Annotated in this window: 1 protein-coding gene (cut by a window edge); it reads right to left on the bottom strand. The window is 71.3% G+C overall.

Annotated features, from left to right (window positions below; all coding sequences use genetic code 11):
- Positions 1–27: 27 nt before the first annotated feature.
- Positions 28–14347, bottom strand: partial view of a non-ribosomal peptide synthase/polyketide synthase gene (locus AAF604_09585; protein ID MEM7049902.1) — the 3' end only. Its footprint extends 36248 nt past the window's final position; only the last 14320 of its 50568 coding nucleotides appear in the window; its start codon lies off the right edge, out of view; it ends in the stop codon at positions 28–30.

Genomic DNA, 14347 nt, shown 5'->3' with positions numbered 1-14347 from the left:
GGGAGTCGCTCTCCCGGAAAGTGTTTCTCAGTCACCGGGCCCCGATCCCGAGGGACCCAGGACGCGCGCTTCGGCATCGCCCAGATAACGCTTCAGATGACGCGCCAGGGTCGCCACCCGCGGCGGTCGCAACAGCGAGAAGTGATCGCCCTCCAGGGGCACCGCCTCGAGGCCCGGCGCCCAGGGCTCCCAGGTCTGCCGCTGGCGCACCGAGTCGGCTCCGTCGCCGGTCGCCTGCAGCAGCACGACGCGCCCGTCATAGGGCCGCGCCCGGTAGGCCTCGAGGGCACGCAGATGGGCCCGGTAGACGGCCAGCAGGCGCAGCACCCGCTCCGGCCCGAGGTCTGTCGGCAGAGCGCCAGCGCGAATCGCCTCGTCGACCAGGGCCGCCAAGGTCGCCTCGAGATCGGTCGCCCCGGAGAGGCGCTCGCCGAGCAGGCCGTCGAGGCTCGGCGGCAGCCCCAGCTCGCGAGCGAAGCCACGCAGCGCCGCAACCTCGTCGAGGGGCGCCGGGAAGGCCTCCGGCAGCCAGGCATCGACCAAGGCGACCAATCCGACCTCGTCGCCATCGGCGACCAGGAGGCGGGCCATCTCGAAAGCCACCACGCCACCCATCGACCAACCTCCCAGGGTGTAAGGACCGGCCGGCTGCGCCTGGCGTAGGGCGGCGACATAGGCGGACGCCATTTCGGAGATGGAATCGCGCGGCTCGCCGGCCTCGAAACCACGGCCTTCGAACGCATAGAAACGCTGATCGCGACCCAGCTGACGGGCGAGTTCCGCGAAGCCGAGCACACCGCCGCCGGCACCGTGCACGAAGTACAGGGGATCGCCCGTTCCTTCGCCCTGGATCTCCACCAGCTCCGGTGCCGGGCCGGCGGCGGCGCGCCCCTCGAGGGCGGCGAGGCGGTGTCCGAGGCTGGCCGACAGGCGCTCGACGGTGTTCTCCGTGAAGAGGGTCGAGAGGGGCAGCGAGACCCCCAGCTCCTGCTCGAGGCGCGATACCAGCCGGACCGCCAGCAGCGAGTGGCCGCCGAGGTCGAAGAAGCTGTCGCGCACGCCGAAGTCGCGGCGGTCGAGGAGGTCCATCCAAACCTGCAGGAGGGAACTCTCGAGACGATTGCGCGGCGCCACCACCTCGCCGCCGGCGGGAGCACCGGCGGCCCGCGGTGTCGGCAGGGCACGGCGGTCGATCTTGCCGTTCGGGGTCATCGGCAGGGCATCGAGCCAGACGAAGAGAGCGGGCACCATGTAGTCCGGCAGGCGGCGGCGCAGAGCCGCCCGCAGCTCGCTCTCCGGCGGCACCTCGCCGGTCGCGACGACGTAGGCCACCAACCGGCGATCGCCCACCGCATCGCGCGGCGCCGTCACCACCGCGGCGTGGACCAGCGCCAGCTCGCGCAGGGCCTCCTCGATTTCTCCCAACTCGATTCGGAAGCCCCGGATCTTGACCTGGAAGTCGCGCCGACCGAGGAAATCGAGCTCCCCGTCGGGGCGGTAGCGCACCAGGTCGCCGGTGCGGTAGAGGCGTCCGCCGGCGACGCTGCCGAAGGGATCCGGCACGAATCGCTCGGCCGTCTGGGCCGGCTGGCCGAGGTAGCCGCGGGCCAGACCGACGCCGCCCAGCAGCAGCTCTCCGGGCACTCCGAGGGGCTGCGGGTCGAGGTGCTCGTCGACCACGTAGGCCTGACTGTTGGGCAGCGGCCGACCGATCGCCGGATTGCCTTCGCCATCGACCTGCGCCTCGGTCGAGTAGGTGGTGTCCTCGGACGGCCCGTAGAGGTTGAGAACCCGCTCCACGCCGCTGCGTCGCACCTGGCGCACCATCTCGGCGGAAAGGGCTTCGCCGGCCAGGTTGACGGTCTTGACGGTGGCCGGCAAATCGCCGGACCGCACCAGCTCGGTCATCGCCGAGGGCACCGTGTTGACCAGTCTCACCTGGTCCCGATAGGGCAATTGCGGCAGCTCCAGAGCGTCGCGCGCCAGCAGCACCCGGCCGCCGTGGACCAAGGGCGCGAAGAGCTCGAAGACCGAGAGATCGAAGTTGGTCGAGGTCGCCGCCAGGATCCCCGAAAGCTCCTCCGCCGAGAAGGCCTCGCCGGCCCAAGAGACCATCGCCACGGCGCTGCGGTGGCTGATCGCCACACCCTTCGGACGGCCCGTCGAGCCGGACGTGTAGATGACGTAGGCCAACGAATCGGCGATCGCCGGCCGAGGTGAGCCGATCTGGAGGAGCGGTGGCAACACCGGCAGCGGCTCGTCGAGACAAACGGTCGTGCCGTCGATCCGCGGCAGCGCCTCGAGCCAGCGGCGCGCGCTCACCAGCACGGCAATGGCGGCATCCTCCACCAACAGGGCCAGGCGCTCGCGCGGATAGGCCGGATCGAGAGGCACGTAAGCACCCCCGGCCTTGAGCACCGCCAGCAAGGCGACCACCAGATCGGAATCGCGGCTCAGGCAGACCCCGACCCTCACCTCGGCTCCGACGCCCAGGCGCCGCAGGTGCTCGGCGAGGCGCTCGGCGCGCCCGTCGAGGTCGCGATAGGTCAACTCGCCGGCGGGCGTCACCAGGGCCACCGCCTGCGGTGTCCGAGCGACCTGGCGCGCCACCAGGCCGTGGAGGGTCTGATCCTCCGGCAGCCCTTGGCGACGGTCGTTCCACTCGCCGAGCACTTGGCGCCGCTCGGCCAGAGTCATGGCGTCGTCGGCCCGCAGCGGGCGATCGGGATCCGCCACCGCTTTGCGCAGGATCTCCGTAAGGTGGCCGAGAAAGCGGTCGATGGTGCTGTCGTCGAACAGCTCGACGGCGTAGTTGCAGCCCAGGTCGAGGCCGGCTCCCCGCTCCGCCGCGGTCAGCGTCAGGTCGTACTTCGCCGGCGGCGGCGGGCTGGGCGGCATCGAGACTTCGAGGCCCGGCAGGTCGAGCACCGCTGGCGGCGTGTTCTGCAGCACCAACATGGTCTGGAAAAGCGGCTCCCGCGACAGATCGCGAACCGGCTGCAGCTCTTCGACCAGCTTCTCGAAGGGCATGTCCTGATGGCCGAAGGCGGCCAGAGTGCGATCTCGCACCGTGGCGAGCAGGTCGCCGAAGGTGCCGCCGACGGGCAGCTCGGTGGCCAGCGCCAGGGTGTTGGCGAAGAACCCGATCAAGCCCTCGAGCTCACCGAGCCGGCGGTTGGCGATCGGCGTTCCCACCGCCACGCGGGACTGCCCCGAGTAGCGTCCCAAGAGCAGGCTGAAGGCGCTCAGCAAAACCATGAAGAGGGTGGCGCCGCGCTCCTCCGCGAGCTTTCGGAGGGCGGCCGTCAGAGGTGCCGGCAGACGACCGTACCGATCGCCGCCGCGGTGGCTGGCAATGGCCGGTCGCGGCCGGTCCGTGGGCAGCTCGAGGGGCGGCGGCGCGCTGCCGCCGAAATGGTCGCGCCAGAAGGCGAGCTGCTCGGCGAGGGCCTCGTCGCGCAGCCAGGAACGCTGCCATGAGGCGTAGTCGCCGTACTGCACCGGCAGCGCCGACAAGGGCGAAGAAGCGCCGTCCAGAATCGCCCCGTAAAGCTGCGACGCCTCCCCCACCAGCACCCCCATCGACCAGCCATCGGCGACGATGTGATGCAGGCTGAGGGAAAGGCCGTGATCGCGCGCCGACCGCCGCACCAGCAGGGCGCGGAGCATGGGACCGCGCTCGAGATCGAACGGTCGCCAGGCGGCCAGCTGGAGCAAACGCTCGCTTTCACCGCCGCGGCGCTCCGCCGGCAACGCCGCGAGATCGACCAGCGCCAGCACCTCGCCGGATTCGTCCCGGAACTCCTGCTCGGGCTCGCCGTCGACCACCCCGAAACGGGCCCGCAAGGCCTCGTGGCGAGCGACGATGGCGCTCAGGGCAGCGTCGAGGGCGCCGACGTCGAGATCGCCGGCGAGGTTCACCGCCACCGGAATGTTGTAGACCGGATTGCCCGGCTCGAGGCGATCGATCAACCACAACCGCTGCTGCGAGAAAGACAGCGGCACCGGCCCCTCTGCCGCACGGCGGCGCAGCGGCGGCAGCACCGAGCCGGCCGCGCCGGCCTGGGCGAGGGAGGGTGCCAGCGCCGCCACCGTCGGGCTCTCGAAGATCGCCCGCAGCGGCACCTCGTAACCGAGATCTTGGCGCAGCCGCGACACCAGACGGGTGGCGAGCAGGGAGTGGCCACCGAGCTCGAAGAAGCTGTCGCCGATGCCGACATCGTCGCGATCGAGGAGCTCCCGCCAAAGGCCCAGGAGCTGCTCCTCGACCAGATTGCGGGGCGCTTCGAGAGGCCGCCGCCGCGGTGCCTCGGCGATCTCGAGGGCGGCCAGCGCCTGGCGGTCGATCTTGCCGTGTCCGGTCAGCGGCAAGGCGGCGACCGCAACGAAGGCCTGCGGCACCAGATAGTCCGGCAAGCGCTCTTCGAGGGCCCGGCGCAGAGCCTCCGCAGGCGGACCTTCCGACTCGCCAACGCTTTGCACATAGGCCACCAACCGCTGGTTGCCGGAGCCATCGGGCAGAGCCAGCACCGCCGCCCGATCAACACCATCGAGCTCGCCGAGAACGGTTTCGATCTCCCCCAGCTCGATGCGGTGGCCGCGCACCTTGACCTGATGGTCGCGTCGACCACCGAAGTCGAGGTGACCATCGTGGCGCCAGCGAGCCCGGTCGCCGGTGTCGTAGAGGCGACCGCCGTGGCTGCCGAAGGGGTCCGGACGGAAGGCCTCGGCGGTGCGCGCCGGCTGGCCAAGATAGCCCCGCGCCAGGCCGGCACCGCCGGTGTAGAGGGTGCCCCAGACTCCCGGCGGGACCGGCTGGAAGCGCTCATCGAGGAGGTAGACGGTGGTGTCCTCGATGGCTCCACCGAGGGGCACCCGGGCCCCCAGCTCGTCCGCTGGCGAGACCTCGAAGGTGGTGGTGATGGTGGCGTTCTCGGTCGGGCCGTAGGCGTTGACCACCCGCCCCCCCGGCGCCAGGAGATCGCGCGCCTTGGCAACTTGCGCCACCGCCAGCACGTCGCCCCCGGAGATCAGGCGCCGCAACCGGCGCAGCGGCTCCGGATGATGATCGACCATCTGGTGGAACAGCCCGGCGGTCAGGAACAGGGTGGTCACCGCCTCCTCTTCGAGGCGCTCGCCGAGAGCCTCGAGACTCACCGGCCCCTCCTCCATCACCACCAGGCGACCGCCGGCGAGCAGCGGGGTCCAGATCTCCAACGTCGAGGCGTCGAAGGCGATCGGCGCCAGATGCATCCACACCTGATCCCTCTCGGCCTCGCGCAGACCGGAGGCCAGTCGCAGCACACCGCGCTGCGGCACGCCGACTCCCTTGGGACGACCGGTCGACCCCGAGGTGTAGAGCACGCAGGCGAGGCGGTCCGGGTGATCTGCAATCGCCAGCAGCGGCGCGGCGGGAGAGCCGTCGGCCTCGACCTCCAGCCAAAGCTCGGGCAGCCCCTCCGCCGGCAGAGCGGCGCGCGAAGGACGGTCGGCGACCAGCGCTACGAGGCCGGAATCGGCGACCAGGAAACGGGTGCGCGCCGCCGGATAGGAAGGATCGAGGGGCACGTAAGCGGCCCCGGCCTTGACGATGCCCAGGGCGGCGATGACCGTCTCCGGCGAGCGCCCGACGCACAACCCGACCCGGTCTTCGACTCCCACTCCCGCCTGCCGGAGACGATGGGCGAGGCGATTCGAGAGCGCGTCCAGGGCGCCGTAGGTGAGCTGCCGTTCGCCGCACGAGAGGGCCACGCCATCGGGAGCCTCGGCCACCCGGCGAGCGAATGCCGTGGCGAGGGTCTCAGCGGCCCCGGAAGGACCCGCCGGCCCGCGGCCGAAAAGCAGGATCTGCTGCCGCTGGACGTCGTCGAGCAGCGACAGGCGCGCCATCGGCCGCCGCGGCTCGGCCACGGCGCGGCGCAGCAAGGTTTCGAGCTGGGCCAGCAGGTGCTCCGCCGTCGCCCCTTCGAAGAGGTCGGTGGCGTAGTTGAGGGTCAGGCGCAGACGGCCATCCTCTTCGTCGACCGCCGTGAGGGTGAGATCGAGCTTGGCGATCGTGCTCGGCGGAGTGATCGGGGTGGCTTCGACCGCCGGCAGATCGAGGCCACCACGCGGCGCCTGCTGGAGCGCGAAGAGCACCTGGAAGATCGGCTCCCGCGACAGGTCGCGCTCCGGCTGCAGCGCCTCGACGAGCTTCTCGAAGGGCAGATCCTGATGGGCGAAGGCCGCCAGCGTGGTGTCGCGGATCCGCGACACCAGCTCCTCGAAGGAGGGATCGCCGGCGAGCTCCGCCGGCAAGGCCAACGTGTTGGCGAAGTAGCCGATCATCGCTTCGAGCTCGGCGCGGCCACGGTTGGCGATCGGGGTGCCCACCACCACCCGGTCCTGCTCGGCCCAGCGCCCGAGGAGCCAGGCGAAGGCTGCCAGCAGGCCCATGAAGGGCGTCGCCTCGCCGGCGGCGGCGACCTTTCTCAGGTCGGCCACCAGAGCGGCATCGAGGAAGCGTTGACGATCGGCCCCGCGGTGGCTCTGCTCCGCCGGTCGCATCCGATCCGTCGGCAAGTCGAGGGGCTCCGGCACCGCCCCACCCAGGCGCTCGACCCAGAAGGTGAGCTGACGCTCGAGCTCGTCACCGGCGAGCCAGCGACGCTGCCAGCGGGCGTACTCCGGATACTGCAGCGACAGCGGTCGCAGCGGCGAGTCCTGCCCGGCCAGGGCGGCGCCGTAGAGCTGCGACAGCTCCTCGACCAACACCCCGAGGGACCAACCGTCGGAGATCACGTGGTGCTGCGTCACCGTCAGGACGTGCTGTGCTGCGACGCGCCGCAGCAGGAGAGCACGCCACAGCGGGCCACGAGCGAGATCGAACCGGAAGTCCGCCTCGCGGGCCAGCAAACGGGCCTCCTCGGCGCGCCGCCGAGGAGCCGGCAGACCGCCGAGATCGATCACCGGCAAGGGCTGACGGCGCGCCGCCAGCACCCGCTGACGGGGGCCGTCGGCGAACACCGTGCGCAGGGCCTGGTGGCGGTCCTCGATCGCTCCCAGAGCCGCCGAAAGAGCCGCCACCTCGAGGGCACCGTCGAGGCGAACGGCGATCGGTATGTTGTAGACCGGCGTCCCCGGATCGAGCTGGTCGATCACCCACAGGCGCTGCTGGGCATAGGAGAGGGGCAGCGAGCCCTCTCCGTCCAGTGGCTCGAGGGCCGGCAGGGACGGTCCCTCGGCCGCCAACTGAGAGGCCGACGCCGCCAGCCCGGCCACCGTCGGAGCCTCGAAGATGGCCCGCAGCGGCACTTCGCGACCCAAGACGAGGCGCAGGCGCGAAGCCAGCCGGGTCGCCAGCAGGGAGTGGCCGCCGAGCTCGAAGAAGCTGTCGTGGATGCCGATGTCGTCGCGCCCGAGGAGCTCGCGCCAGGCCTCGAGCAGCTTCTCCTCGAGGGGGTTGCGAGGTGCAGTCCGCTCTCCACGGGGGCTTCCCAGGTCGATGTCGCGGGCAGCGAGGGCTTCGCGATCGACCTTGCCGTGGCCGGTGAGCGGCAGGGCGTCGACGGCGATGAAGGTGTCCGGCACCAGGTAGTCCGGCAAAGCGCTCTCGAGGGCGGCGCGCAGCGCCGCCGCCTCGCCCGCCTGATCGCCCTCGACGAAGGCCACGAGACGCTTGCCGCCAGCACCGTCATCGCACGCCAGCACCGCCGCCCGGTCGACCCCCGACAGGGCGCCGAGGGCGGTCTCGATCTCGCCGAGCTCGATGCGGTAACCGCGCACCTTGACCTGGAAGTCGCGGCGACCGCCGAACTCGAGGCGGCCGTCGGCCCGCCAACGGGCACGATCGCCGGTGTCGTAGAGGCGACCGCCGGGCACCCCGAAGGGATCCGGCCGGAAGACCGCGGCGGTCTGCGCCGGCTTGCCGAGATAGCCCCGGGCGAGGCCATCGCCACCGGTGAAGAGGGTGCCCCACACCCCCACCGGCACCGCTTCGAGGTGGCGATCGAGCAAGTAGACGGTGGTGTTGTCGATCGCTCCCCCGAGCGATACGGAAGCGCCGATCTCCTCCTCCGGAGCGACCGCATGGAGGGTCGTGATGGTGGAGTTCTCGGTCGGGCCGTAGGCGTTGACCACTCGCCCGTCGGGGGCGAGGAGATCCCGCGCCGCCGCCACCTGGGCCACCGACAGCACGTCACCGCCGGAGATCAGACGCTCGAGGCGCCGCAGGGGCTCCGGATGGTGGTCGACCATCTGATGGAAGAGCCCAGCGGTCAGGAAAAGGGTGGTGACGTCCTGGCGTTCGACCTCGCGGCCGAGGGCCTCGAGCCCCACCGGTCCGGCCTCGACCACCGCCAGGCGACCGCCCGCCAGTAGCGGCGTCCAGATCTCCAGCGTCGAGGCATCGAAGGCGATCGGCGCCAGGTGCAGCCACACCTGGTCCCGGCCGCCCTGTTCGAGAGCCGCCGCCAGCCGCAGCACGCCGCGATGGGGAATGCCGACGCCCTTCGGCTGCCCCGTCGAGCCGGAGGTGTAGAGCAGGCAGGCGAGCTGCTGCGGCCGGACCTCTGGGCGCCGGCGCGGCGCCTCGCCGAAGGCCGAACTCTCCAGGGATTCCGCCCGCGAATCGACCCAGATCGACGGCACGACGTCGGACGGCAGGCGATCCCGGGACTCCGGATCGGCGACCAGGGCGGTCATCGCCGAATCGCTCATCAGGTAGCGCAGGCGCTCCGCCGGATAGGCGGCATCGAGGGCGACATAGACGGCGCCGGCCTTGAGGATGGCGAGGGCTCCGACCACCGTGTCGAGGGAGCGCTCGACACACAGGCCAACGCGCTCCTCGGGGGCGACGCCCTGGCGCTGCAGGGCGCCGGCCAGGCGATCGGCCGCCGCATCGAGGGCGCCGAAGGTGAGATGGCGATCGCCACAGACCAGGGCAACGGCGTCCGGCGCCGCCTCGGCCCGGCGCTCGAAAACCGACGCCACGGACTCGTCCCGCGGGTACGGGGCCGCGGTGCGGTTGCCGGCCACCACCACCTGGTGGCGCTCGGCGGCGGAGAGCAGGGAAAGGCGCGACAGGGGCCGCGTGGCGTCCTCCAGGGAGCGCTGCAGGAGGGTTTCGTAGTGCGACAGCAGGCGCGCGGCGGTGGCTTCCTCGAACAGATCGGTGGCGTAGTTGAGGGTGAGGTGGAAGCCGTCGCCGGCCTCGACCGCCGTCAGGGTGAGATCGAACTTGGCGATGGAGCTGGCGGTGCCCCGCGAGGTGACCTCGAGACCCGGTAGGTCGAGGGCGCCGCCGGGGGCATTCTGCAAGGCGAAGAAGACCTGGAAGATCGGCTCCCGCGACAGGTCGCGCTCCGGCTGCAGCGCTTCGACCAGCTTCTCGAAGGGCAGATCCTGGTGCGCGAAGGCGGCCAGGGTCGACTTCCGGGTGCGCGCCAACAGCTCCTCGAGGCTGGGATCGCCGGTCAGGTCGCAGCTCAGGGCGAGGGTGTTCACGAAGAAGCCGATCAGGGGCTCGAGGTCGCCCTGGTGACGGTTGGCGATCGGGCTGCCGATCACCACCCGGAGGCTCTCGCCGTAGCGGCCGAGGAGGGCGCCGAAGAGCGCCAAAAGAGCCATGAAGGGAGTCGCGCCGGCCTCCCCGGCGAGGCGCCGCAGGCGGCGGCCCGGGTCCTCCGCCAGCAGACGATGAACGTCGGCTCCGCGGTGACTTTGAACCGCCGGCCGCGGCCGGTCGGTGGGTAGGTCGAGGGGTGTCGGGGTGGCGCCGCCGAGCGCCTCGGTCCAAAAATCGAGCTGGGCATCGAGGGCCTCGCCATCGAGCCAGCGGCGCTGCCAGAGGGCGAAGTCGGGGTACTGAATCTCAAGCTCCGGCAGAGGCGAAGTCACCGCCACGGCGCTGCCCGTCTCCGAGCCGCCGACAGAGGTCCCGAGGGCAGCGGCCCCGCGGGCGGCCCCGTAGAGCTGCGACAGCTCATCGACCAGCACCCCCATCGACCAGCCATCGGAGATCACGTGGTGCTGGTTGACCCACAGCAGGTGACGCTCGTCGGCGAGGTGGAAGAGCAGCACCCGCCACAGAGGGCCGCGCTCGAGATCGAAGCGGTGGCCCGCCTCGCGACCCAGCCAGCGAGCCTCTTCCGCCTCGCGGCGGTCGTCGGCGAGGCCGCTCCAGTCGATCCGCGGTAGGGAAACCGGCGCCGCCGCCCGAACCACCTGATGGGGCCCCGCCGAAAACACCGTGCGCAAGGCCTCGTGGCGGCGCGAGATCTCCGTCAGGGCCGCCGCCAGGGCGGCGACGTCGAGAGCACCGGTCAGCTCGAGGGCCGCCGGGATGTTGTAGACCGGATTTCCGGGATCGAGCTGATCGATCAACCAGAGGCGCTGCTGGGCGAAGGAGAGGGGCAAAGGCGCGGTGTCGTCAGTGCGGGCCACGAGGGGCGGCCGCTCGACCTCGTCGCCAAGGCCGCTCTGGTCCAGCAAGACGGCCTGATCGGCCACCGTCGGAGACTCGAACACCGCCTTCAGGGGCACCTCCCGCCCGGCCAGCTGGCGGAGGCGGGAAGCGAGCTGGGTGGCGAGCAGCGAGTGGCCACCGAGCTCGAAGAAGTTGTCCCGGATGCCGATCTCGCGCTCCGGCAGCAGTCCCTGCCAGATCTCGACGAGCTGTCCTTCGAGGGCGGTGCGAGGGGCCTCCACCGGCTGCGCCGGGCCGCGCTCCCCCATCCCCAGGGCGGCGAGGGCGCGCCGGTCGATCTTGCCGTTGGCGTTGAGCGGCAGCTCCGGCAGGAAGACGAAGGCCGACGGCACCATGTACTCGGGCAGGGATCGCCGCAGGGCGCCGCGCACCGCCGCCTCATCCAGAGCCTCGGACGACTCGTCGGTCTCGCTTTCGAGGTAGGCGACCAGGATCTTGCCATCGGCGCCCTCGGCCTGCGGCAGCACCACCGCCTGCCGGACCGTCGGCAGTCCGACCAGGGTGGCCTCGATCTCTCCCGGCTCGATCCGGAAGCCCCGGATCTTGACCTGCAGGTCGCGGCGTCCGCCCAGTTCGATGACTCCATCGGAGCGGAAGCGGGCGCGATCTCCGGTGCGGTAGAGGCGCTGGCCGTCATCCGCGAAGGGATGCGGCACGAAGACCTCGGCGGTGGCCGCCGGCCGGCCGAGATAGCCGCGGGCGACGCCGTCGCCGCCGCTGTAGAGCTCGCCCCAGGCTCCCGGCGGCACCGGCTCGAGGTTGTCGTCGAGGATGTAGACGGTGGTGTTGGCAATTGCCCGGCCCACCGGCACGGTGCCGTCGAGGGGCTCGTCGCGACGCACCACGTGAGTGGTCGTGAAGGTGGTGTTCTCGGTCGGCCCGTAACCGTTGATCAGCCGGCTACCGGCCGGCCGCAGCCGACGCAGCCGGTCGACGTGGGTCGGCGACAGGGCGTCGCCTCCGGAGAGCAGCTGCTGGACTCCGATCAATCCCTCCGGCGCCTCTTCGATCCAGCGATGGAAGAGGCCGGCGGTCAGCCACAGGACGGTGACCCGGCGCTTCGAAACGGTGCGTTCGAGGGCTTCGAGACCGTGCGCTCCGGGAGCCATGATCGCCAACCGGCCGCCGTTCAGGAGCGGCCCCCAGAGCTCGAGGGTCGAGGCATCGAAGGCGGTGGGTGCGAGCAGCAGGAAGACCTCGTCGGGACCGAAGTCGAGGAACGGGTTCGAGCGCACCAGGCGGACGACGTTGCGATGGCTCACCCCCACCGCTTTGGGGCGGCCGGTGGAGCCGGAAGTAAACATCACGTAGGCCAGGGCGTCGGGCAGCTCGAGGCGCTCCGGAGGCTCCTCCGCGGTCACCGGCTCGCCGTCCAGCAGCACCGTCTCACCCTCCACCGAGGGCAGCCGCGGCAGCCACTCCTGGCGGGTCAGGAGAGCACCCAGGCGAGCGTCCTCGGCCATCCCGGCCAAGCGCTCCTCGGGGTAGTCGGGATCGAGTGGGACGTAGGCGCCACCGGCCTTGAGGATGCCGAGGATCGCCGCCACCAGCTGCGGCGAGCGATCCAGACACAGGCCGACCCGCACCTCGGTGCCGACGCCTGCCGCGCGCAGGCGATGGGCGATGCCGTTGGCCCACTGGTCGAGCTGGTGGTAGGTCCAGGTCTCGCCGTCGAGATCGAGGGCGATGCGCTGCGGCCCCAGCGCCACCTGCTCTTCGAAGTGACTGAGCACCGTGCCCTCCGGCCGCCCCTGGTCCGGAGCAAGGGCCCAGACCTCGAGCAGCTGGCGGCGCTCGCCGGAGCTGAGCAGGGGCAGGGCGCGGATCGGCAAGGCGGGATCCTCGAGGGCCGCCGTCAGCAGACGTTCATAGGCGGCCGCCAGCCGTTCGATGGTGGCGCCACCGAAGAGGTCCGTGCGGTAGTTCCAGGCAGCGCTGAAGGCCCCGCTCGGAGCTTCCGTCAGGGTGAGGGTGAGATCGAACTTGGCGATCTCGTACTCGAGGCCCTGCTCCTCAACCTCGAGGCCGGGCAGGGCGAGGCGACTCGGCGGCGCGTTCTGCAGCACGAACATCACTTGGAAGATCGGCTCGCGGGCCATGTCGCGCTCCGGCTGCAAGGCTTCCACCAGGCGCTCAAAGGGCAGATCCTGGTGCGCGAAGGCCCCCAGGGTGGAGTCGCGCACCTGTGCCAGCGCCGCCTCGAAGGACGGCCGCCCATCGAGATCCACCGCCAGCGCCAGGCTGTTGACGAAGAAACCGATCAAGCCCTCGAGCTCGGAGCGGTGGCGATTGGCGATCGGGGTTCCGACCACCAGCCGCTTCTGGCCCGAGTAGCGCGACAGCAACACCTGGTAGGTGGTCAGCAGGACCATGAACGGCGTCACGCCGCGTTCGGCGGCGAAGGCTCGCAGCCGATCCGCCAACGGCCGCCGTAGGCCACTGGCGAAGGTCGAGCCGCGGAAGCTGCGCTCCGCCGGACGCGAATGATCACCCGGCAGATCGAGGGGCTCCGGCAACGGCGTCAGCCGCTGACGCCAGTAGGTGAGCTGCCGATCGAGCTCCGCCGAGACGGCGTCACTACGCTGCCAGCGAGAGAAGTCGCCATACTGGATCGGCAGCTCGGCGAGGGGCGATCGAGCCGCTTCTGGAGCGGCCTGCCGCGCCGCCCGATAGAGGACCGAGAGCTCGTGGGCGAAGTTCGCCATCGACCAGCCATCGGAGACGATGTGGTGGGTGGTCGCCACCAGGCTGTGGAGGTCCTGTTCGAGGCAGACCACCAGCACTCGCACCAGGGGGCCGGCGACGAGATCGAAGGGGCGCAGCGCCTCCTCCGCCCCCAGGCGCCGCTGCTCCTGCTCCCGGCGAATCACCGGCAGGGCCCGCAGATTGACCACCCGCGGCACACCGTCGCCGAGCGCGAGCACGCGCTGCCGAGGTTCGCCATCGACCTCTTCGAAGACGGTCCGCAGGCTCTCGTGGCGACGCACGATCTCCCCCATGGCGCTCTCCAGGGCGGCGAGATCGAGGCGCCCGCGCAGACGCACCGCGGTCCCCAGGTTGTAGGCCCCGGCACCGGGGTCGTAACGATCGATGAACCAGAGGCGTTGCTGGGCGAAGGACAAGGGCAGCGGTCCCGAGCGATCGCCGGAGACGATGGCATCGCTCGCCGCCGGCGCCCGCTGCTGCCGCAGTCGCGCCGCCAGACCGGCCACCGTCGGAGTCTCGAAGATCGCCTTGAGGGGCAGCTCGACATCGAGGCGGTCGCGCAGCCGCGAGAGCAGGCGGGTGGCCAGCAAGGAGTGCCCGCCGAGGGCGAAGAAGTCCTGCGTGATGCCCACACGGTCGCGCTCCAGCAGGTCGCACCAAACCTCGGCGACGGCCTCTTCGAGGGCGTCCCGCGGCGCCACCAGATCACCTTCCGCCAGCGTCGGCCGACGCTCGGCCAGGACCCGACGATCGACCTTGCCGCTGGGCGTCTTGGGGAAGGCCTCGACGGCTTCGAAGAGGCTCGGCACCATGTAGTCCGGAAGCTCCCGGCGCAGGCCTTCGGCGAGAGCTTCGACACTCACCTCGAGGTCCTCGTGGAGGCCGATAAAGGCGGCCAGCCGCTTGCCGGTGCCCTCTCCTTGGGCCACCACCACGGCCTCGCGCACTTCCGGCCGCCGCTCCAGCACTTGCTCGATCTCGCCCACCTCGACGCGGTATCCCCGCACCTTGATCTGGGTGTCCCGCCGGCCGAGGAAATCGAGCTCGCCAGCGCCGCTCCAGCGCGCCAGATCACCGCTGCGGTAGAGCCGCGCGCCGGGGCCGCCGAACGGATCCGGGACGAAGCGCTCGGCGGTTTCCCGCGGCCGACCGTAGTAGCCGCGGGCCAGGCTGGCA

This window comes from Acidobacteriota bacterium (genome assembly GCA_039028635.1).
In the GTDB taxonomy this organism is placed as follows: domain Bacteria; phylum Acidobacteriota; class Thermoanaerobaculia; order Multivoradales; family JBCCEF01; genus JBCCEF01.
The sequence above is the reverse complement of the archived record's forward strand: the minus strand, read 5'-3'. Positions and strand labels throughout refer to the sequence as shown.